This window comes from Rhodococcus sp. FG69 (genome assembly GCF_057808915.1).
Map to the genome: position 1 here is coordinate 156,644 of NZ_JBMDIX010000003.1, position 21,710 is coordinate 178,353.

Consider the following 21,710-nt stretch of genomic DNA (forward strand, 5'->3'; position numbering starts at 1 on the left):
CATTCGCTGACCTCAGGCTGCGTCAGGTGCCGGTCGCAGCCCCGTGAATTCCTTTTGTCATAGAAACGAAAGGAATTCACCGAAATCGATAACGGTTGGAATTCGATTGGACTACGTGTTGTGCACGATCCCGGGAGGTGTGGCTCAATTGATTCCTCTGTGTGGTGTCGGGGCCGAAGGTGGGGGGTTGCGTGGACTACAAGCTGCTCGGCCCACTCCAAGTCCTGCGTGACGGTGAGCCCCTGCCGCTGGGAGGGCCGAAACAACGCGCAGTCCTTGCGGTTCTGCTGCTTTCCCATGGGCATGTCGTCGAGTTCGGCGCGATGATCGAGGCGGTGTGGAACGGGGATCCACCCGTCAAAGCGATCAGTTCGGTTCGTGCTTACGTGGCCAATTTGCGGCGGGTGCTCGGCCCCGAATCGTTGGTGACGACGTCGTACGGGTACCGGCTCGAATTGGGGACGGGGGATCTCGATGTCGACCGCTTCGAATCACTGGCCGCAGCGGGACGCATCGAATCTCAGAACGGGAATCATGCTCGCGCGTGTGAACTGCTGAGCGAGGCGATGGATGTCTGGACCGGGCAGCCGCTGGAGGACCTGCGCGATCTGGCCGTCTCTGTGCATGAGACGCACCGCCTGGACGAACTCCGAGCAGATATCGTCGAAGCGTACTTCGACTGCAGACTCATGCTCGGACACCACGTCGATATCGTGGGACAGCTCGAGGATCAGATCGTGATATCACCGCTGCGAGAGCGGTTGTGGTGGCAACTGATGCTTGCGCTGTATCGCGCGAACCGGCGTGCCGACGCGCTGCGTGCGTTCGGACGGGTGGAACTGCTGCTGAGGGACGAGCTGGGTATCGAGCCAGGAGCAGCCTTGGTCTCGCTCGAAGCAGAGATCAGGCGACAGTCCGCGACCCTGGGGTGGCTCGAACCGGACGATGCCCCCGGTATCGTCGGGCCGCCCGACTCCTGCTTGTTCGGTCGGGACGCGGAGATGCAGAGGATCGACGACGCCCTCGTCAGCGCGCAGTGTGGGGTCGGGCGCGTCATCGTCCTGGCAGGGGAAGCGGGGATCGGGAAGACCGCGATCGCGGGTGAGGCAGTTCTACGGGCCGAGTCCGTCGGGTTCACCGCAGCGTGGTCGTGTCCGCCCGAGGGGATTCGCCAACCGCAATTGTGGTCGTGGGTGCAGGTGTTGCGCGCACTGGGAGACAATGCTGGGCGAGGGCAGCTCGCACGGGCGGCAGAGGTCATCGCGCCGCAGCTGCTGGAACTTCTGCCTGGGTGGTCGGTGCCGTCGAAAGCCAAGGAGCGCTACCGCGCCGACTTCCTGATTCTGGACAGCGTCGTACTCGCGCTTCATCGACTCGTCGAGGGTCATCCCACCCTGGTCGTACTCGACGATCTCGATCGAGCCGATCGCGCCAGCCGCGAGGTCCTGCAGCTGGTAGTCGGCAATCTACGTCAGCTTCCTCTCGTCATCGTCGCGACCTGGCAGGACAACGGTGCCGAGACTCGTTCTCGGCGTGGCTCTTTGGTTGGATTGACCAGCAAGTGCGACTCGACGCTGGTGCGGATCAGCGCGCTCGACGTCGACGCCACCGCGCGGATGGTTGTTCATGCCGGTATCCGGGAGCAAACGTTTCAGCTGGCCGAGTACATACATCGTCGGGCTGGCGGGAATCCTTACTACACAGCAGAAGTGATACGTGAAATCGGGATCGACGGCGTGTGTCGAGATGTCGTTCCCGATTCCGTTTCTGCGGTGATCCGCTCCCGAACTTCGACGCTTCCAAGCGAGACGCGGAAGGAGCTGCGTCTGGCGGCGGCACAGCCAGAAGAACTGATCGCGAGACCGTCGACGCATCTCGAACCAGCTCTTGCGGCAGGGCTTCTCGTGGAACTGCCGGACTCGAACGCTGTGCGCTTCATATGTCCTCTGGTTCGTGATGCGCTTGCCGCGCAGTGCACGCGCGCCGAACTTGCGGACGCCGTACGCGTCGATGCCACCCGCCTGGTGCGGGTGGCATCGACGTCTACCGACAATCGGTGGCAGCGGATGACCAGTTAGCTACGGCGTGATGGTCGTTTCGTCGTCCACTACCTGCGTAGCGCTGGCCAGCAGATCGATCTGGTCGGGAGTGCCGTCGACGTTGATCTGCATGATGTAGAGCCCGTCGGAGCTTTCGATGACGGCCGTCTTCTGTGCCGAGACGAGTTCTGTTCCATCCTCACTGGTGTACGTGCCGGAGATCTGGTAAGCCGGGAATCCGGCGAGCGTCGAGACCCTGCCCTCGCCCATCGGCGCGAAGTCGGGCAGATTCTGTACCTCACCCGCCGCATAGTCGATGAGAAGTTGCGGATCGACGTTGCCCTCGAGCTTGGACACGATCGCAATCATCGACGGCGTGTACTCCGCACTTTCGGGTCCGGTGTAGATGATTGCTCCGTATGCCCAGTCCGGCGTCTGTTCACCTGCATCCTCCCAGCCTTCCGGGAACGGCAACACGATCTGAGGTGCCTCGGGATCGCCCATATAGATCGGGGTCTCGACGATTTCCTCGTCGGCGATGTAGTCCGCGATGGTGTAGTTCGGACCCGCCGCAGCTGCGGTGGTGGTCGCCGGGGCCAGCTTGGTCGTGCTGCTCGTTGTCGATGCAGACTCGGTGGTCGTGGTCGCGGCGGCCGATGTGGATTCGCCCGATGCCGAACCCTCGGAGTCGCTGCTGCATGATGCAGCGAGACCGATCACCACAGCCAATGTTGCGGCGGCAGCTGCACAGCGTGCGCCTCTACTCGAACGGTTCATGTGTCCTCGATTCTCTCAAACACTCCCGGTAACCCGACCTCGATCGAAGGCAGAGCCTAGGGCGGCAGTGTTGGAAATCGATTGGAACGCAGTGATCGAAGCGAACCTTCCGGCACGGTGTGAGGGCGAGCGCTGAAGGGTCAGCCGGAATATTTACAAGCAGTCTGGACTGTTTGTTGATTTGGGGCTATGGTCGTCGGTGTGACCCAGAGCACCGAGGCCCCAGAACGGCGAACTCAAGCCGAACGCACCGCAGGAACCCAGGCGAAACTCCTGGACGCTGCCATCGAATGCCTCGTCGAGATCGGCTTCGCCAAGACCAGTACCCAGGAAATCGCCCGCCGGGCAGGTGTCTCGCGAGGCGCGCAGCTACACCACTTCCCGACGAAGGAATTGCTGGTGATCGCGGCCGTCGAGCATCTCGTAGACCGGCGCCTCGACGAGATTCTTGCAACCGACCCTGACCCGGAGCGCGGCGTGGAGGTGCTCAGCGAGGCGTTCTCGGGCCCGCTGTTCCATGCGGCCCTCGAGCTGTGGGTAGCGGCCAGAACCGATCCAGCGCTGCACGAGGCGATGCTTCCGCTCGAACGACGCGTCTCCGAGGCGATCATGGGAGGTGCCACCGCAATCATGGGTGGTCGAATGTCGAGCGAATCGATCGAGCTCAGCATCGAACTCGCGCGCGGACTCGCAGTGTCCGCATTGTTCAGGACAGCGGAGGCCGATGCGGCACTACGCAGTCGTTTGTTGCCAATCTGGGAAGCGAAGGTGTCGGAATGATGACACTCCCCGAGTCCGTTCGGGTTCTGGTAGTCGGTGCGGGATTCGCGGGTATCGCGGCGGCGTCGAAAGTCCTCGCCGAGGATCCCGGTGCCGATGTCGTGATCATCGAACGAGCCGGTGATGTCGGGGGAACGTGGCGAGACAACACGTACCCGGGCTGCGCGTGCGATGTGCCGACATCGCTGTACTCGTTCTCTTTCGCACCGAGCCCGGACTGGACGCACACGTTCGCCCGGCAGCCGGAGATCTACCGATACCTTCGAGGGGTGGTCGATTCCACCGGCCTTCGAAAGCGAATTGTCACCGAGTGCGAATTGCTCTCCGCCACCTGGAATTCCGCAGAATCTCACTGGGCGGTAGAGACCTCGAAGGGATCCCTGACCGCGGACGTCCTGGTTGCCGCGACGGGTGCATTGTCGACACCCAAGCTTCCCGATGTGCCAGGAATCGACAGGTTCCGAGGCACGATGTTCCACTCGGCAACGTGGAATCACGAGCACGATCTGACCGGTGAACGTGTCGCGGTCATCGGTACCGGCGCATCGGCGGTGCAGTTCGTCCCGGAAATTGCCGACCGAGCAGCTCGACTCACAGTATTCCAGCGGACGCCCGCCTGGGTCATCCCGAGACTGGATCGCACGCTCGGGCGTCTGGAGAAGGCGTTGTATCGACGGGTTCCGTTGTCGCAGAAAGTGGTCCGTGGTGTCATCTACGGTTACCGTGAGGCATACGTCACTGCACTCGCCCACCATCCGAAGGTGCTCCCTGCGATCACCACCATAGCGAAGGTCCATCTTCGCCGTCAGGTGAAGAACACGGCCAAGCGCGCTGCGTTGACTCCCGACTTCATGCTGGGCTGCAAGCGGATCCTGCTGTCCAACGACTGGCTGAAAACGTTGGATCGTCCGGACGTCGACCTCGTGGCAAGCAGATTGGCCGGCATCACCGAAGACGCGGTCGTCGATGCAGACGGCCGCTCCTACCCGGTGGACACCATCATCTTTGCGACGGGCTTCACTCCGACCGAACCTCCCGTGTCCCACGCGCTGGTCGGCACGGACGGTCGAACCCTCGCCGAGTACTGGGGTGGAAGCCCCAATGCGTTCCGCGGGACCACTGTTCACGGATTTCCCAACTTGTTCCTGATGTACGGTCCGAACACCAACCTCGGCCACAGCTCCATCGTCTACATGCTCGAGTCTCAGGCGACCTACGTCGCGGAGGCCCTGCGGCAGATGGCCGAACGTCGATTGTCGTCGGTAGAGGTGACGGAACAGTCTCAACAGCAGTACAACTCATGGATCCACGACTCGCTTGCGGGCACCGTGTGGAATTCGGGTGGGTGCTCGAGTTGGTACCTCGACTCGGAGGGGCGTAATCCCGTGATGTGGCCGACCTACACGTTCACCTTCCGTAACTCGACTCGAACGTTCGATGTATCCCACTACCAGGGAATTCCAGCCAAGGAAGGGCAGCAGATATGAGCGACTTCGATGTACTGGTGATCGGCTCCGGGTTCGGCGGAAGCGTTGCTGCTCTTCGCGCCACCGAAAAGGGCTACAGGGTAGGCGTTCTCGAATCCGGACGCCGGTTCGCCGACGACGAGCTTCCGAAGACGAGTTGGCGGCTGCGTAAGTACCTGTGGGCGCCGGCGATCGGTTGCTACGGCGTACAACGGATCCATCTGCTTCCCGACGTCCTCGTGATGGCGGGTGCCGGAGTGGGCGGTGGTTCGCTCAACTACGCGAACACGCTGTACCAACCACCGAAGCGCTTTTTCGAGGACCCGCAGTGGGGTGACATCACCGACTGGCACCGCGAGTTGAGCCCGTACTACGACCAGGCCAAACGCATGCTGGGTGTGGAAACGAACCCGACGATCACACCGTCGGACAAGGTGATGAAAGAAGTTGCCGAGGACATGGGCGTCGGCGACACCTTCACGAGTACACCGGTGGGCGTGTTCTTCGGAACGCCGGGCGCCCAGTCTGCCGACCCGTTCTTCGGCGGAGTCGGACCGACGCGAACCGGGTGCACCGAGTGCGGATCCTGCATGACTGGATGCCGCGTCGGCGCAAAGAACACCCTCGTCAAGAACTACCTGTACCTGGCGGAACAAGCAGGGGCCGAGGTGTTTCCGCTCACCACGGTCACCGCGGTGCGGCCGCGAGCCAGCGGTGGCTACGAGGTGGTGACACGCAGAACCGGGGGAAAGCTCCGACGCGCCGAGACCGTCATGACGGCAGATCAGGTGGTCTTCGCGGCCGGCACCTACGGCACCCAGAAGCTCATGCTCGCGATGAAGGAGACCGGCCAGCTGCCTGGTGTGTCGGACCGGATCGGCAGTATGGTGCGTACCAACTCCGAAGCTGTGCTCGCCGCCACTGCGCGCGGCAGGGAGATCGACTACACCGAAGGCGTGGCGATCACCTCTTCGTTCCATCCCGACGATCACACCCATATCGAGCCCGTCCGATACGGCAAGGGCAGCAACGCAATCGGTCTGCTGCAGACGGTCCTCAGCGACGGTGGTGGACGGACGCCTCGAGTCCTCAAGACGCTCGGCGTGGCGCTGCGTCATCCCGGGGCGGCTCTGCGCAGCCTGTCGGTGCGGCGCTGGTCCGAGCGCACGGTCATTGCACTCGTCATGCAGACCGACGACAACTCCCTCGAACTGGGCTCGAAGAAGGGGTACTTCGGTCGGCGCCTCACCAGTCGTCCCGGGCAGGGGAACCCACCACCCCAATGGATTCCGCAGGGACACGAAGCCATTCGACTGCTCGCGGACAAGATCGGTGGCGACCCGGGAGGATCGATAGCCGAGATCGTCAACATCCCGATGACCGCTCACTTCCTCGGTGGATGTGCGATCGGGGCAGCACCCGACCACGGCGTCGTCGACGCGTATCACCGGGTCTTCGGGCATGAGGGCTTGCATGTGGTCGACGGATCGGCGGTGAGCGCCAACCTCGGAGTCAATCCGTCCCTGACCATCACCGCGCAGGCAGAACGAGCCATGGCGCTGTGGCCGAACAAGGGCGAGCAGGACAAGCGTGCGCCGCTCGGCTCCGGCTACCGTGAGATCGCGCCGACTCAGCCCAGGCGTCCCGTCGTCCCCGCCAGTGCGCCAGGTGCGTTGCGGCTTCCCCTTACGGTGAAAGGATCCTAGATTCATGTGGAGCGTGAGCGAGTCCGAAACCACCCGCACCGACTGGCCCCAGAGCCCGCCTCCGCCGTGGCCCGCGGACGTGAGAGCAACCATCTGGTGGCACCGCGCCACGCCGTCGGGACGCGCTCTGCTGCCGCAGAAGATCGTGCCGGTGACGTTGGTGATGGTCGTCGACTATCTCAGCTCCCCGGTAGGGCCGTATCGCGAGATCCTGGCGAGTCCGGTCCTCCGACGCCCTGGCCATGGGCTGGGCGCGATGCCGAGGATGTCGGTTCCGTTCATTGCCGTCGACTCGGACGTGTCCGTGCACGGTGGCCGCACGCACTGGCATCTGCCGAAGGTGCTCGCGAATTTCGGAGGCGAAGTCCTCGCTCGATCCTCGGCGTCAGGTGACGGCTGGGCGGTACACGCAGACGCAAAGGGCGTTGGACCCGCATTTCCGATCAAGGGCGCCCTCGGGTTCGCGCAGCCGGTCGACGAAGAACTGGCTCTGGCCGGAGCGAAGCTGACAGGGAAGGCACGGCTGTGTCGGGTCGAGGTCGACGCGCACGGTCCGTCGCTCGGTTCGTGGCTCCGCTCGGGCACTCATTTCGGTCTTCACATCATCTCCGGCAAGATGGCGACAGGACCGTCGCGGCTGGTCAGCGACGTCGAGGTGTAGTTGCTCGCCTCTTTTCTTGACTTACTCCAGAAAAGGGGCATACTCGAGTCATGCCATTGGACAATGTGACGAAGGACCCGGTAGCGCAATTGCGTTCCGTGGGTCTGCGTGTCACAGGTCCGCGTGTGGCGGTTCTGAATGCGGTCGCAGCCCGGCCGCATTCGGATGCCGACGACGTGGCCGCGGTGGTACGAGCCGAGGCGGGTTCGGTGTCGATGCAGGCCGTATACGACGTGTTGCGCGCATGCGTCAATGCAGGTTTGCTGCGTCGCATCGAACCGGCCGGCTCACCGGCGCTGTACGAAACTCGCACGGGCGACAACCATCACCACCTGGTCTGTCGTGGATGCCGGAAAGTGGTCGACGTCGATTGTGTCGTCGGCGCAGCGCCGTGCCTCGAATCGTCCGAATCCGCAGGGTTCGTCGTCGAGGAAGCCGAAATCGTGTTCTGGGGATTGTGCTCCGACTGCGCGTCGGACAGCGATTCAACTGTGCCGGTTCCGGCTATATCCACTACCTAGACAACCAGACTCAACTCTTACATCTCTCAGGAGGCTTTGCATGACCGAGCCAGCCACTACCAGCAATTCTGGAATTCCAGTACCCAGTGACGACCAGTCGCTGACTGCGGGCACGCAGGGCCCGATTCTTCTGCACGACCACTACCTCATCGAGAAGATGGCGCAGTTCAACCGTGAGCGGGTACCGGAGCGCGTCGTACACGCCAAGGGTGCAGGCGCATTCGGTGAACTCGAAATCACCGGCGACATCAGCAAGTTCACCAAAGCGAAGGCGCTGCAGCCCGGTGCGAAGACCGAGATGCTGGCGCGCTTCTCCACTGTCGCAGGCGAACAGGGAAGCCCAGACACCTGGCGCGACCCGCGCGGATTCTCGCTGAAGTTCTACACCGAGGAAGGCAACTGGGACCTGGTCGGAAACAACACCCCGGTCTTTTTCGTCAAGGACCCGATCAAGTTCCAGGACTTCATCCGCAGCCAGAAGCGTATGCCCGACTCCGGTCTGCGCGATCACAACATGCAATGGGACTTCTGGACTCTGTCTCCGGAGACCGCGCACCAGGTCACTTGGCTGATGGGCGACCGCGGCATCCCGAAGTCGTACCGGCACATGGATGGATTCGGTTCGCACACGTTCCAGCTGATCAACGATGCGGGCGAGCGTAACTGGGTCAAATTCCACTTCAAGACCGATCAGGGCGTCGACTTCCTGACGCAGGAGAAGGCAGACGAGCTAGCCGGAACCTCGCCGGATCATCACCGTCAGGATCTCTTCGGCTCGATCAAGGAAGGCAACTTCCCGAGCTGGACCTTGAAGGTGCAGATCATGCCCTACGACGACGCGGAGAACTACAAGTTCAACCCGTTCGACCTCACCAAGGTCTGGTCGCAGAAGGACTACCCGCTGATCGAGGTCGGCAAGATGACCTTGAACCGCAACCCGGAGAACTTCCACGCCCAGATCGAGCAGAGCTCGTTCGAGCCGTCGAACCTCGTTCCCGGAATCGGTGCCAGCCCGGACAAGATGCTGTTGGGCCGAATCTTCTCCTACGCCGACGCGCATCGCTACCGGATCGGCGCGAACTACGCCCAGCTTCCCGTCAATGCACCCAAGTCACCGGTCAATTCGTACTCCAAAGACGGTGCGATGCGGTACTCGTTCAACTCGGCGGACACTCCCGTCTACGCGCCCAACTCGTACGGCGGCCCGCACGCGAACAGCGAGAAGTACGGCGACGACGGTTCGTGGGATTTCGAGCCGCGCTTCGTGCGTACCGGCTACATCGAGCATCCGGAGGACGGCGATTTCGTGCAAGCCGGCACCCTCGTTCGCGAGGTCATGGATGATGCTCAGCGAGAACGGTTGGCGGGCAACATCATCGGACACGCCCTCAACGGTGTGACCGAGGAAGTCCTGGTGCGAGTCTTCGAGTACTGGAAGAACGTCGACGCCGACCTCGGCAAGAAGGTCGAAGAAGGTGTGCGCGCAGGCCAGTCCGGCTCCGCGCCGACCACCAGTCAGTCGCCGACCACCCCCGGTGACGAAGCCGAGAAGGTCTGAGGAGGAATGACTATGAGCAACCCCATCTCGAGCACACTCGACGCAGGCCAGCAGAAGATCGCCGGAGATGCGTTGCAGGGCACGGTAGTCGATTTGATCGACCTGTCCTTGATCGCGAAGCAGGCGCACTGGAACGTCATCGGACGGAACTTCCGCTCGGTGCATCTAGGCCTCGACGAATTGGTTGCGGCGGCCCGTGAGTTCACCGATCAGGCGGCCGAACGCGCCACGGCGATCGGTGTCAGCCCCGACGGTCGCTCTGCAACCGTCAGTGCGTCGGCAGGAACCAAGGGATTCGGCGAAGGTTGGACCAAGGATGAGCAGGTCACTGCTGCAATCGTCGACAATCTCGCTGCAGTGATCGATCGTCTCCGCGATCGCATCGCCGATACCGAGGCGGCCGATCCGGTCACCCAGGACCTGCTGATTTCCATCACGGCTCGCTTGGAGCAGCTGCACTGGATGTGGCAAGCCCAGGTCGACTGAGTTGTCGAGCGAAGGCCCCTCCCGGCAGGGAGGGGCCTTTCGTGTTTCATGGCCCGACAGGCCGGGTAGCCGACGACAATGACACCGACCTCAGGCGCAGTTCTGTTCGATATCGACGGCACACTGATCGATTCGAATTACGTGCACGTCGACACCTGGTCGCGCGCGTTCGCCGACGTGGGTGTGGAAGCGCCGTCGTGGAAGATTCACCGATGCATCGGTATGGACGGCGACAAGTTGCTCGAATCGCTCGTCGGCTCTGCCGACAGTGCTGCCGCGCTCGAAGCGAAAGACCTGCACAGCCGCTACTACGGTGAAGCGAGCGGGCGTTTGCACATCCTTCCCGGCGCTCGGGAACTGCTGCAGCGCGTGAGTGATACGGGTTTGACTGCCGTGCTCGCTACTTCTGCGCCCGAGAGTGAACTTGCCTACCTGCGCGATTTGCTGGACGTCGAGGACATCGTGTCGGTCGTGACTTCGTCGGAGGACGCCGATGTCGCGAAGCCGAACCCGGAAATCGTCCAGGTCGCGTTGGATCGAGCAGGTGTCGAGCCCGCCGACGCGGTCATGATCGGCGACAGTGTCTGGGACATGAAAGCGTCGCGCACGGCGGGGGTCACTGGAATCGGTGTTCGCTGTGGGGGCGTGCCGGACGCCGAATTGCGTTCGGCAGGAGCCGAAGCCGTATTCGACGACCCGGCCGATCTCCTCGAACGCTTCGGTGAGAGCCCCATTGCGAGGCTCGCCGACCTATGAGTCGCCTGTATGGCCACGATCAAGAACTCAGGAGCGAAAGCATGACGAATTTCGGCTACACACTCATGACCGAGCAGTCCGGTCCGAAAGAACTCGTGAAGTATGCAGCCGGCGCCGAGAACGTCGGTTTCGACTTCGAGGTGATGAGCGATCACTACTCGCCGTGGTTGTCTTCGATGGGCCACTCACCGTACGCCTGGACCACTTTGGGAGCTGTCGCGCAGGTCACCGAACGCGTCGAACTGATGACCTTCGTGACGTGTCCGATCATGCGGTACCACCCAGCTGTCGTCGCGCAGAAAGCCGCGACGCTCCAGATCCTCGCCGACGGTCGGTTCACGCTCGGCCTCGGCAGCGGTGAGAACCTCAACGAGCATGTCGTCGGTGAGGGGTGGCCGTCGGTCGACAAGCGTCAGGACATGTTCGTCGAGGCCCTCGAGATTATCGAGCTGCTGCACAAGGGCGGGCTGGTCACGTACGAAGGCAAGCACTTTCGTGTCGACTCGGCACGAATCTGGGACATGCCCGAGGCGGGCGTCCCCATCGGCATCGCGGCCGGAGGGGAGAAAGCGATCGCGCGTTTCGCGGACTACGGCCATCACCTGATCGCCACCGAGCCGAATCCCGCCCTGGTGAAGGCATGGGCCGACAATCATCAGGGACCGGCGAGGGCAATCGGACAGATCCCGATTTCGTGGGACCCTGACAAGGACGCTGCCATCGAGCGCGCGCACGACCGGTTCCGCTGGTTCGCTGGTGGTTGGGCGGTCAACGCGGACCTGCCGACGACTGCCGGGTTCGCCGGCGCCACGAAGTTCGTCAGGAAAGAGGATGTGGCAGAGACGATTCCGTGCGGCCCTGACCTCGATGCGATCGTCGAGGCCGTCAAGCCGTACTGGGAGGCCGGCTACACCGACATCGCGCTCGTACAGGTCGGCGACGAGACGCAGGAGCGATTCCTGGCGGAGGCAGCGGGACCGCTGCTCGAAAAGTTGCGAGCCGCATCAGCAGGCTGAAAGCACGCTCCACCTGTAATAGTGGACGCCGACGGTAGTAGCTTCGTCGGCGTCCAGGAGCGAGATGAACCGTGGGACACGAGACCGGACAGCGGGCAGTCCGAAGGCACTCGGGCTGTGGCGGCTGTGCTGGGTGGCGGCCATCTGCGGAGTGGTGATCGGGTTCGTCGGCGGAGCGTTCCGATGGTGCCTGCGACAAGCGGACGAACTGAGGCTCGAGCTTCTGCAGTGGGCGCACGCTGCGCCGGCGCCCGCCCTGCTGATTCCCATCGCAATCACTGCCGGTGGAGCAGGCCTTGCCGCGTTGATCGTCAAGTGGACGCCTCTGGCCGCCGGCAGCGGTATTCAACACGTCGAGGCCGTCGCCAGGGGAGAGGCCAAGTCTCCGCCGCTCCGGGTGATCCCGGCGAAGTTCTTCGGGGGGCTGCTCTCGATCGGTTCGGGACTGGTGCTGGGCCGTGAGGGACCCACTGTGCACATGGGAGCGGCAGTCGGGGCGGAGGCGGGTCGGAGAGCACGGCTGAACAGCGAGGACTCTGTGTCGATGCAATCCTCGGTTGCGGGCGCCGGTCTCGCCGTAGCCTTCAACGCCCCCATCGGGGGAGCCGTGTTCGTCTTCGAGGAAGTAACGAAGTCGTTCCGCATGCGGACCGTGCTGCCCACTCTGATCGCGGTGGCCTTCGGAACAGGCTGTTCGCGAATCATCACCGGGGACAGACCCGACTTCTTCGTCGGCGGCATCGACACACCGTCGATCGCGCTACTGCCGTACTTCGTCGTCTTCGGATTGTCGGCAGGAATCCTCGGGGTTCTCTACAACAAGATGATTCTCGGATCGCTCGACGTCGCCGAGAGCTTCGACGACGTGCCGCCGACGGTCCGCGCCGTACTGATCGGCGCAGTCGTCGGCGCGCTGATGACGATGGACCAGGCCTACGCCGGTGGGGGCGACGCACTGGTGCAGTCGCTGATCGGGGGCGGAAATCCGGCGGTCGCGATACTCATCGGGTTCCTGGCCATCCGCTTGATCACCGGGCCGCTGTCCTACGCCTCGGCGACGCCAGGCGGACTGTTCGCGCCGCTGCTCGCGCTCGGCGCTCTCTGGGGAGCTCTGATCGCGGGGATCGCCGACGCCGTCGTGCCGGAGCTGTACACCCCGTCGCTCCCGGCGATGATCGTCGTCGGAATGGCTGCGCTGTTCGGCGCCGTGGTGCGAGCACCGATCACCGGCATCGTCATAGTCATCGAGATGACCGCGGTGACGTCGGTGACCGTCCCGATGATCGCTGCGACCGCTGCTGCCGTCCTCGTCGCGCAGGTTGCCGGATCACCGCCGATCTACGACAGTCTGCGCCACCGAATGCTGGGCGACGCTTGAACCCTGTGTGTCGCTTGCTCACCAACCGGCGACGCGCCCTCGAAGCTCTCGGTCATGGCGCTATCGTCTTGCGAAACCGAAAAAAGACCCGCCTGAGTGATCAGGCGGGTCTCTTTTTCGATGCTGTCGGGGTGGCGGGATTCGAACCCACGACCTCTTCGTCCCGAACGAAGCGCGCTACCAAGCTGCGCCACACCCCGTGTACCGCGAGCAGAAGTCTAGCTTACGACTGCCTCGGAACGCGAAACGCCCTCGTCCGACCCCTCTTTTGGACCAGTGCGTGGCGCCGGGGTGAGCGTCAGGAGAGTTGCTTCCGGTCGGCAGCAGAAGCGCGCGGGAGCGTACGGCGAGGTACCGATGCCGGCGGACACGTGTAGCTGCGTGTGCGTACCCCACTTCGACGGACCCTTGACCCGGGAGCGATCGATGTCGCAGTTGGTCACCAGGGCACCGTAGAACGGCAGGCACAATTGGCCGCCGTGGGTGTGCCCGGCGAGAACAAGGTCGTATCCGTCGTCGGCGAATTTGTCGAGCACCCGCGGCTCCGGCGAGTGTGTGATGCCCAGCCGTAGATCGGCGAGTGGATTGGGCTGGCCGGCGATGGTGTCGTAGCGGTCGCGTTTCAAGTGCGGATCGTCGACGCCGGCCGACGCGATGCGGACACCGGCGATCTCCAGTTCGCGACGCACGTGCGTCACATCGTGCCAACCGCGCTCGGTGAACGCCGCACGTAGATCCCGCCAGGGGAGGGATTCGCCAAGAACGCGAGTGTGGTTCTTGTTGAAGTACTTCAGTGGGTTCTTCGGCTTCGGGGCGAAGTAGTCGTTGCTGCCGAAGACGAACAGTCCGGGCCGCGACAGGAGTGGACCGAGTGACTGGACGACGGCGGGGACCGATTTCGGATGTGACAGGTTGTCGCCCGTGTTGACCACGAGGTCTGGTTCCAGGCGATCGAGCTCGCGAAGCCAATTCTGCTTGAGGCGCTGACCGGGCATCATGTGCAGGTCGCTGATGTGCAGGACGCGGAGCGATGCCGAGCCCGGCTCCAGAACCGCCATGGACGTCTCACGCAGCGTGAACGCGTTGCGTTCGATCAGAGTGGCGTATCCGAGTCCGAGTGCCGCCGCTCCTGCGGTGGCGAGGGCGGCGGTCTGTACGGGAGCGTTCGCGGCAGTGCTTCGGGCGCGCGACGCTGCCGCGAGAAGACCCGCCGACAGAAGCGGTGATGCATTCTTTTTCACGGACACACCGACCACGATACGGCAGGACGGCTAATCGACGTGCGCGCTCGAGTCGAGCGCGCGTAGCGTTCCGGTACATGTCCGAACTCAAGTCTCAGCTTCGATCCGACCTCACCACGTCCATGAAGGCGAGGGACAAGCTGCGCACCGCCACGATACGCATGCTTCTCGCTGCGATTCAGACCGAAGAAGTTTCCGGTAAAGAAGCTCACGATCTGACCGACGAGCAGGTGCTGAAGGTACTCGCGAAAGAGTCGAAGAAGCGTGGAGAATCGGCGGAGATCTACACCGAGAACGGTCGCGGCGAGCTGGCTGCGAACGAACGCGCCGAAGCTCAGATCATCGACGAGTACCTTCCGACCCCGCTGACCGATGCCGAGTTGGCCGATGTTGCGGATACAGCTATCGCGCAGGTCGCCGAGGAAATCGGACAGCGTCCGGGTATGAAGCAGATGGGCCAGGTCATGAAGGCTGCGTCGGCTCTCGCCGCCGGAAAGGCCGACGGTACCCGGGTCTCGAAGGCTGTGAAGGATCGCCTGTAGTCCGGAGCCGCCAACAGCTAGCGAGGCACCGTCAGACCCGGGATCGCCGGGATCTGGATGTTCGGTGGCAACGCCGGTATCTCGATGTTCGGCAATGCCGGGGCGGCCGGGGTCGCGGGAGCTTGCCGGACCGAACCGTCGCTGACATAGATCGTGATGGTCGATCCCGGTATTGCGGAGCCCGACGGGGAAACGCCCGTCACAGTTCCGCGTGCCGCCGAGTTGGCAGTGGTCGCCACGGTCACCTGGAAGCCTGCCCCCTGCAGCGTCGAGGTGGCGCTGCTCTGGCTCTGCCCGGTCACGTCTGGCACCTGACCGTTGGCCGAACCGCGGACGTACTTCTGGTCCACCGGCGGCAATTCGACGGGACCGAAGTTGTTGGCTACCGGGTCGATCGCGTCGTACCAGGTGCGGGCCGGCTCGTTACCGCCGAAGAGATTTCCGGAGCCACACGGCCGGAGCGGGAACGAGCAGATTTCACCGGGGGTGGGGGAGTCGCCGTAGGTGTACACCGCAGCCGCGTAGCGGTTGGTGAAGCCGAGGAATCCGGACGACATGTGCGACTCGGTGGTTCCTGTCTTGCCGGACATCGGGAGCGTCCAACCGACCGAACCTGCAGCCGCCGCGGAGGTGCCGCCGGCTTGATCGTCCTTGCTCATCGCGTTGGCGAGAGTGTTGGCCAGACCTGGTTCCACGACCTGCTCGCATGCCTGCTGGGTGACTGGAACCTGCTTGCCTTCGCGGTCGAAGACGGAGTCGATCGGTGTCGGCGGGCACCACTTGCCACCGGACGCGAGCGTCGCCGCGACGTTGGACAACTCCAAGGGGTTCACCCAGGTCGGACCGAGTGTGTACGAACCGAGGTTCTGCGATTTCTGGAAGTCCGCCATGCTTTGCTCGTCGAAACCGGATGTGCCGGGTTCCGCATAGGAGCGCAGCCCGAGGCGAACCGACATGTCGACGGTCGGCGTCACACCGACCGACTCGATCAGCTTCACGAACGCAGTGTTGGGCGACTGGGCGAGCGCGTCGGTCATGGACAGTGACGCCGGGTAGTTGCCTGCGTTCTCGACGCAGTAGGTGTTGGCCGGGCAACCACGCGCACCGCCGTCGCCCAGTCCCTTGACCTCTGCTCGCCGCGGAACCTGAAGCGTCGCACTCGTGCCGAGACCGCGTTCCATCGCCGCGGCGGTGGTGAACACCTTGAAGATCGACCCGGCACCGTGTCCGACGAGCGAGTAGGGCTGCGGCTGGACCGTCTGGTCGGCGTCGGCGTCGAGGCCGTACGTTCGGCTGCTCCCCATCGCGAGGATGCGGTGCGAGTCCTGACCGGGCGCGATGACGTTCATGACGGTGGCAACGCCGTCGAGACCCGGGCTCGAGTTCGACACGAGCGAAGCCTTGGTGGAGTTCTGGACCGCAGGGTCGAGCGTGGTGCGAATCAGGTAGCCGCCCTTGTCGATCTGCTCGCGGCTGATACCGGCATCGGCCAGGTACTGCAGTGCGTAGTCACAGAAGAACCCGCGGTCACCCGCAGCAATACAGCCGCGGGGGAGGGTCTGCGGCACCGGAAGAACCCCGAGCGGTTCGGTCTTGGCCTGACGGAATTCGTCGGCGCGTTCGGGGATGTTCTGGATCATCGTGTCCAGCACGATGTTGCGGCGTTCGGTAACGCCCTCTTCGTTGGTGTACGGGTTCAGGGCGGAGCTGGACTGCACCATGCCCGCGAGCATCGCGGACTGCTTGGCGTCGAGCTGACTCGCGTCGATTCCGAAGTAGGTCTGCGCGGCGTCCTGGATGCCGAACGAGGAATTGCCGAACGGAACCAGGTTGAGGTACCTGGTGAGGATTTCGTCCTTGGTCAGTTCCTTGTCGAGCGTCAGCGCCATCCGGATCTCGCGGATCTTACGGGCGGGCGTCGTCTCGATGGCTGCGCGTCGTTCGGCGTCGGTCTTGGCGACCACGAGCAGTTGGTAGTTCTTCACGTACTGCTGATCGAGCGTGGATGCACCTTGCTCGACCTGGCCGCTGGTGGTGTTCGTCAGGAAGGCGCGCAGGGTGCCCTGCCAGTCGACGCCCTGGTGCTCGGCGAAGCGCTTGTCCTCGATGGAGACGATAGCGAGCTTCATCTCGTTGGAGATCTGGTCGCTCGGTACCTCGAAGCGGCGCTGCTCGTACAGCCACGCGATGGGGTTGCCCGCGGAGTCGACCATCGTGGAGACAGCGGGAACTGCTCCTTCGACGAGTTCGGCCGAGACATTGTCGACGGTGTCGGCGGCGCGGTTCGAGGCGTAGCCGAACCCACCTGCCAACGGGAACATCACTCCGGCCAACAGCGCACCTGCAAGTGCGGAACATCCGGCGAGCTTCGCCACGGTTTTTCCAACGGACACGAAGCACAGCGTACGTGGACGACGGCGGCAGTCCCAGCGGTCGCGAGCGGATGTGTCGACTTCGAGCCGGCCCGAGCCCGTGGGCGATATGCGGAACCGCAGGTCGGGACGTCCGTACCAGAAAGTTGGCTCGCTCGTCTTGCGTTCGCCGCCGGATTTACCTAAATTATGAGCACGGTGTGATTCACATAACACTTGTATATGAATGTGGGGCAGCTCCTAGATCCGTGTGCTTCGAGCAGTGGAGTAAAGGTCGAAGAGCTTCTGGAACGTTCAGCAAGGACGTTCGTACTGCGAAGGGGTATCCGGAATGCATATGACAGCAGCGCCGACGCGGCTAGATGTGGAAGAAGCAGAAGCTCGTATCGCCTGGGTTGCGCAGGCGAGGTGCAAGGGGGCGGATCCAGACCAACTCTTCGTGCGAGGTGCGGCGCAGCGTAAGGCTGCGACCATCTGTCGGCACTGCCCGGTGCTCATGCAGTGCGGAGCGGACGCGCTCGACAACCGCGTCGAGTTCGGGGTCTGGGGAGGAATGACCGAACGTCAGCGGCGTGCGCTGCTCAAGCAGCACCCGGAGGTGGACTCCTGGTCCGAGTTCTTCGAATCGCAGCGCCAGCAGCAGGCCGCGATCTGAGCCGACGCCGACCTGCCGACCGGGCTTCGGGGCCCCTAGGCCGACCGGGTGAGCTGATCCGCGACGGCCCGTAGCGCGTGCAGATCCGACACCTCGAACGGCAGCGACGGGACACCCACGATCGGGACCCGGGGGTGCGCCGAGGTGAAGCGTCGGAGCAACCGGAGTTCGCGGGCGGCTGTCACTGCGCGAGCGGCATGAATTCGGAGTACTGCAGCGGTGAGTACCGCTGCGTCGTCCTCCGACTCGGCGAGTTGATCGGCTGCAGTGGCCGCATGGTCGGCAGGCAACGAGGATAGCGTCGGGTGGGTTCGGTTGAGAACCAGACCTGCCAATGGCATCCCTTCGCCGCTCAGCCGGTCCACGAAGAACGCTGCCTCGCGCAGAGCATCCGGTTCCGCAGCGGCAACGACGATGAAGCTGGTGCCGCTCTCCCGGAGAAGTTGGTACGTACGTGTTGCACGTTCTCTGAATCCGCCGAACATCGAATCGAGAGACTGCACGAAAGCCGAAGCATCGCTCAGCATCTGGCTGCCGATCACCGTCGAGACACCGCGTAGCGCCAGTCCCATCGCGCTCGTCACCATTCGGGTGAGTCCGCGACCAGGAGCCATCAGCAGCCGAATGAAGCGCCCGTCGAGGAACGACCCCAGCCGCTGCGGGGCGTCGAGGAAATCGAGTGCATTGCGCGACGGCGGGGTGTCGACGACGATCAGATCCCACGTCGAGTCCGCCGCCAACTGGCCGAGCTTCTCCATCGCCATGTACTCCTGTGTGCCGGAGAACGACGACGCGACGGTTTGGTAGAAGGGGTTGGCCAGGACCTGCTCGGCCTTTTCGGGCGTCGAATGCTCGATGACCATCTCGTCGAACGTCCGGCGCATGTTCAGCATCATCGCGTGCAGTTCACCGGTCGCCCCCGCCGGCAGCTTCACCGGTTGCGGCGAATTGTCGAGCTCGTCGACGCCGAGGGCCTGCGCGAGTCGTCGAGCCGGATCGATGGTCAGAACGACGACCTTTCGGCCCTGTTCGGCAGCGCGTAGTGCCATGGATGCGGCAGTCGTCGTCTTTCCGACGCCGCCGGCTCCGCACACGACGACGATGCGCGACGACGCGTCGAGCAAGATCTTCTCGATGTCGAGGATCGGGGCGGCCTTCGGCGTCATTTCACACCCTGTTCTCTGAGTTCTGCAGCAAGTTCATAGAGGCCACCGAGGTCGACGCCGTCGGCAAGCATCGGCAAGTGCATTCGCGCGGTATCGAGTTCGTCCAGCTGAGTGCCGCTCTCTACCTGCGCGGCCAGCGTCGAGGCATGTTCGATCGTCTCGGTGAGCAGTCCCGCGAAGTCGCTGTCCGACAACGTGATTCCGGCCTTTTCGAGGCCGGACTTCAACGCGTTCGCGTCGATGGTGCCCTCCGCCGCATGCTGCAGCGACTCGGGCGTGAGGTAGGTCGGTTCGGTTCGGTTGACGATGACGGTGCCGAGATTCAGATCGGCTGCCTCCAGTTCGCGGACTGCGTCTGTGGTTTCCTGCACCGGAAGTGCTTCGAGCAACGTCACCAGATGTACGACGGTGTCCGCCGAGTGCAGGAGTCGCACGACCCCTTCGCTCTGGGAGCGCACCGGACCGCCCTTGGCGAGGTCGGCCATCGCCTTGGTGACGTCGAGGAAGTTGCCGATCCGGCCGGTCGGCGGTGAGTCGACGACGACCTCGTCGTACACGCGTTTCCCGTTCTTGTCGGTGCGCACGACGCATTCCTTGACCTTGCCGGTCAACAGCACGTCCCGCAGGCCGGGGGCGATGGTCGTCGCGAACTCGATGGCGCCGATCTTGCGCATCGCGCGGCCGGCGAAACCGAGGTTGTAGAACATGTCGAGGTATTCGAGGAACGCCGTTTCGATGTCGATCGCGAGCGCGTACACCTCGCCACCGCCGTCTGCGCTTGCGACGCGTGTCTCGACCGGTGGCAACGGAGGGACGTCGAACAGCTGCGCGATGCCCTGTCTGCCCTCGACTTCGACCAGCAGTACGCGTCGGCCGTCCGAGGCGAGAGCAAGTGCCAGTGCAGCAGCGACCGTCGACTTGCCGGTCCCGCCCTTGCCGGAGACGAAGTGCAGTCGTGCCCTGTCCGCCTTGCTCGGCCAGCCTTCAAAACTCGATGTGCCCACAACACGACCATATAGACGAATCGTGCACGACTGGCGAGGAACCATCGATCGCACACGCTCGCGCCGCCTCCGACTAGGCTCACGAGCATGAGCGAAAAGATCACCTGGGAGTACTTCACCGCGCCTGTCCTGATCCACGCGACCAAGCAGATCCTCGACAATTACGGCGCCGAGGGCTGGGAACTCGTCACGATCATGTCCGGCCCCAACGGCGGCGACACGCTCGTGGCCTACTTCAAGCGTCCGAAGGGCTGAAAGTGGCTGCATGGAGTGAGCGCCTCGCCGAGCTCGGGATCGAGCTGCCTGCCGTCGTTCCACCGCTTGCGGCATATGTGCCCGCAGTGCAGACGGGAAACCTGGTCTACACCGCCGGTCAGTTGCCGCTCGTGTCCGGCGAGCTGACGTCGACCGGCAAAGTCGGCGCCGAGGTGACGCCGGAGCAGGCGACCGACGCCGCGCGCGTCTGTGCGTTGAATGCTCTCGCTGCCATCGATTCACTCGTCGGAGTCGACGCGATCAAGCGCGTGGTCAAGGTAGTCGGGTTCGTGGCGTCGGCACCCGGATTCACCGGTCAGCCCGGTGTGATCAACGGGGCGTCGAACGTTCTGGGCGAGATCTTCGGTGACGCGGGCGTGCACGCACGTTCGGCTGTCGGGGTGTCCGAGCTGCCGCTCGGCGCGCCCGTCGAGGTCGAGCTGATAGTCGAGGTCTAGCGCAGCAGAGCGCTACCGAGCCGCCTGAGCGCCAGCGAGCACCTTCTGCAGGTGAAGCCCTCGATTCGCCGAGCACGAGTGCTCGGTGCCGGTCGCTACGGATTCGAGAAACTCGTCGAGCAGGACTGAGAAGCAGTCGGTCGCGCTGGTGGATCGGTCCGCCAGAGTCGCTACCCCGTCGTTGCCGCTGAGTTCGACCCGAAACACCGATGGCCGGACCGGTGTCGCCAGAGAGAGCTGCGAGGTACTCAACGTGCCGCTCTCGTGCTCGAGCACCACCGTCCAGGTGTCCGACGCGTCCTCTCGACGACACAGGACGACGTCGACGATCTGCCCGAGCGTGACGTCGAGCAGATCGAAGACATGTGGACCCACATCGAACAGGGCGCCCTCGCGGTGACGCCAGGCCGAGTTCGAGTACTCCCCACCGAGTACGGCACCGGACAACCACGTTCCCGCCCCCGCACTCCAGTGCTTGCCGGCGGCGTCGCCCAGGAACGCCCGCGTTTCCGGCGCGAACCGGCGTGTCAACGCGACGATCGATCCGACCCCGGCATGACCGATCGCCTCGGCCAGCTCGGTGGCGTCGCCGAGCGTCCCGGCGATCGGCTTGTCGAGGAGCACATGCTTTCCCTCGCGTGCCGCAGCAACCGCCATACCCGATTGCACTTCGGGCGGAACTGCGAACGCCACCGCGTCCACAGTTGCCAGGAGTTCGTCGTAACTTTCGACGACCGCAGCACCCATGCCTGCCGCCGCGTCGGGACGCCGAGCCCACACTCCCGCGAACTCGACGCCCGGATGCGCTGCCAACGACGGTGCGTGTGTGGCACGTGCCCACGGACCCGCGCCTACCAGACCGATTCTCATGCT

At 63.8% G+C, this 21,710-nt stretch carries 21 protein-coding genes and 1 tRNA gene; 15 read left to right on the plus strand and 7 right to left on the minus strand.

Annotation, left to right across the window (positions count from 1 at the left end):
• Positions 1-191 precede the first annotated feature (191 nt).
• Positions 192-2,078, plus strand: a complete 1,887-nt coding sequence (locus ACODSO_RS04455; RefSeq protein WP_489035329.1) for an ATP-binding protein — start codon at positions 192-194, stop codon at positions 2,076-2,078.
• On the opposite strand, the gene lpqN is transcribed toward ACODSO_RS04455, so the two are convergent.
• Positions 2,079-2,816 carry an envelope biogenesis lipoprotein LpqN gene (gene lpqN, locus ACODSO_RS04460; protein WP_489035331.1) on the minus strand — a complete coding sequence of 246 codons (738 nt, stop codon included), beginning with the start codon at positions 2,814-2,816 and terminating at the stop codon, positions 2,079-2,081.
• Between the two features lie 189 nt (positions 2,817-3,005).
• Between lpqN and ACODSO_RS04465 the strand changes: the two genes are divergently transcribed.
• The 10 genes from ACODSO_RS04465 (at position 3,006) to ACODSO_RS04510 (ending at position 13,144) form a co-directional block, all read left to right on the plus strand.
• Positions 3,006-3,596, plus strand: coding sequence for a TetR/AcrR family transcriptional regulator (locus ACODSO_RS04465; RefSeq protein ID WP_442971405.1), 591 nt, complete (start codon positions 3,006-3,008; stop codon positions 3,594-3,596).
• A complete protein-coding gene (locus tag ACODSO_RS04470) occupies positions 3,596-5,083 on the plus strand; it encodes a flavin-containing monooxygenase (RefSeq protein ID WP_489035447.1) in 1,488 nt (495 codons plus the stop codon). The genes ACODSO_RS04465 and ACODSO_RS04470 overlap by 1 nt, the downstream gene beginning before the upstream one ends.
• Entirely contained in the window at positions 5,080-6,768 is a 1,689-nt protein-coding gene (locus ACODSO_RS04475; protein ID WP_489035333.1) for a GMC oxidoreductase, read from the plus strand. The genes ACODSO_RS04470 and ACODSO_RS04475 overlap by 4 nt, the downstream gene beginning before the upstream one ends.
• Before the next feature lie 4 nt (positions 6,769-6,772).
• The gene (locus ACODSO_RS04480) at positions 6,773-7,429 is read left to right on the plus strand and encodes a hypothetical protein (RefSeq protein ID WP_489035335.1); all 657 of its coding nucleotides are present in this window, start codon (positions 6,773-6,775) and stop codon (positions 7,427-7,429) included.
• A gap of 50 nt (positions 7,430-7,479) precedes the next feature.
• Entirely contained in the window at positions 7,480-7,950 is a 471-nt protein-coding gene (locus ACODSO_RS04485; protein WP_489035337.1) for a Fur family transcriptional regulator, read from the plus strand.
• Between the two features lie 40 nt (positions 7,951-7,990).
• Positions 7,991-9,508 carry a catalase gene (locus tag ACODSO_RS04490; protein WP_489035339.1) on the plus strand — a complete coding sequence of 506 codons (1,518 nt, stop codon included), beginning with the start codon at positions 7,991-7,993 and terminating at the stop codon, positions 9,506-9,508.
• Positions 9,509-9,520: 12 nt separating this feature from the next.
• Entirely contained in the window at positions 9,521-9,994 is a 474-nt protein-coding gene (locus ACODSO_RS04495; RefSeq protein WP_068379155.1) for a Dps family protein, read from the plus strand.
• A gap of 78 nt (positions 9,995-10,072) precedes the next feature.
• Positions 10,073-10,750: an HAD family hydrolase gene (locus ACODSO_RS04500; RefSeq protein ID WP_489035340.1), complete on the plus strand. Its 678-nt coding sequence runs from the start codon at positions 10,073-10,075 to the stop codon at positions 10,748-10,750.
• Positions 10,751-10,791: 41 nt separating this feature from the next.
• Positions 10,792-11,766, plus strand: a complete 975-nt coding sequence (locus tag ACODSO_RS04505; RefSeq protein ID WP_489035341.1) for an LLM class F420-dependent oxidoreductase — start codon at positions 10,792-10,794, stop codon at positions 11,764-11,766.
• A gap of 64 nt (positions 11,767-11,830) precedes the next feature.
• Entirely contained in the window at positions 11,831-13,144 is a 1,314-nt protein-coding gene (locus ACODSO_RS04510; protein WP_489035342.1) for a ClC family H(+)/Cl(-) exchange transporter, read from the plus strand.
• Between the two features lie 126 nt (positions 13,145-13,270).
• Here the strand turns inward: ACODSO_RS04510 and ACODSO_RS04515 are convergent.
• Together ACODSO_RS04515 and ACODSO_RS04520 are read right to left on the minus strand one after the other, a co-directional pair.
• Positions 13,271-13,344: transfer RNA gene (locus ACODSO_RS04515), tRNA-Pro, on the minus strand.
• An 18-nt stretch (positions 13,345-13,362) separates the two neighbouring features.
• On the minus strand, positions 13,363-14,361 hold the full coding sequence (locus ACODSO_RS04520; protein WP_068379172.1) for a metallophosphoesterase: 999 nt from the start codon (positions 14,359-14,361) through the stop codon (positions 13,363-13,365).
• 101 nt (positions 14,362-14,462) lie between these two features.
• Between ACODSO_RS04520 and ACODSO_RS04525 the strand changes: the two genes are divergently transcribed.
• Entirely contained in the window at positions 14,463-14,927 is a 465-nt protein-coding gene (locus ACODSO_RS04525; RefSeq protein ID WP_338886990.1) for a GatB/YqeY domain-containing protein, read from the plus strand.
• A gap of 17 nt (positions 14,928-14,944) precedes the next feature.
• Here ACODSO_RS04525 and ACODSO_RS04530 read toward each other — a convergent pair whose 3' ends face one another.
• Entirely contained in the window at positions 14,945-17,302 is a 2,358-nt protein-coding gene (locus tag ACODSO_RS04530) for a penicillin-binding protein (RefSeq protein ID WP_489035449.1), read from the minus strand.
• Positions 17,303-17,630: 328 nt separating this feature from the next.
• On the opposite strand from ACODSO_RS04530, the gene ACODSO_RS04535 reads away from it, so the two are divergent.
• Complete coding sequence (locus tag ACODSO_RS04535) at positions 17,631-17,954, plus strand: WhiB family transcriptional regulator (RefSeq protein WP_068379139.1); 324 nt, start codon at positions 17,631-17,633, stop codon at positions 17,952-17,954.
• Between the two features lie 35 nt (positions 17,955-17,989).
• Here ACODSO_RS04535 and bagB read toward each other — a convergent pair whose 3' ends face one another.
• Both bagB and bagA read right to left on the minus strand, forming a co-directional pair.
• Complete coding sequence (bagB, locus tag ACODSO_RS04540; RefSeq protein ID WP_068379136.1) at positions 17,990-19,120, minus strand: ATPase BagB; 1,131 nt, start codon at positions 19,118-19,120, stop codon at positions 17,990-17,992.
• Positions 19,117-20,124, minus strand: a complete 1,008-nt coding sequence (gene bagA / locus ACODSO_RS04545; RefSeq protein ID WP_068379133.1) for an ATPase BagA — start codon at positions 20,122-20,124, stop codon at positions 19,117-19,119. Before bagA ends, bagB begins: the two co-directional genes overlap by 4 nt.
• A gap of 87 nt (positions 20,125-20,211) precedes the next feature.
• Between bagA and sp36 the strand changes: the two genes are divergently transcribed.
• Positions 20,212-20,379, plus strand: a complete 168-nt coding sequence (gene sp36 / locus ACODSO_RS04550) for a Sp36 family protein (RefSeq protein ID WP_089244091.1) — start codon at positions 20,212-20,214, stop codon at positions 20,377-20,379.
• A 2-nt stretch (positions 20,380-20,381) separates the two neighbouring features.
• Positions 20,382-20,837: a RidA family protein gene (locus ACODSO_RS04555; protein WP_489035344.1), complete on the plus strand. Its 456-nt coding sequence runs from the start codon at positions 20,382-20,384 to the stop codon at positions 20,835-20,837.
• 12 nt (positions 20,838-20,849) lie between these two features.
• On the opposite strand, the gene ACODSO_RS04560 is transcribed toward ACODSO_RS04555, so the two are convergent.
• Positions 20,850-21,707, minus strand: a complete 858-nt coding sequence (locus ACODSO_RS04560) for a Gfo/Idh/MocA family protein (protein WP_489035346.1) — start codon at positions 21,705-21,707, stop codon at positions 20,850-20,852.
• Positions 21,708-21,710: the final 3 nt, after the last annotated feature.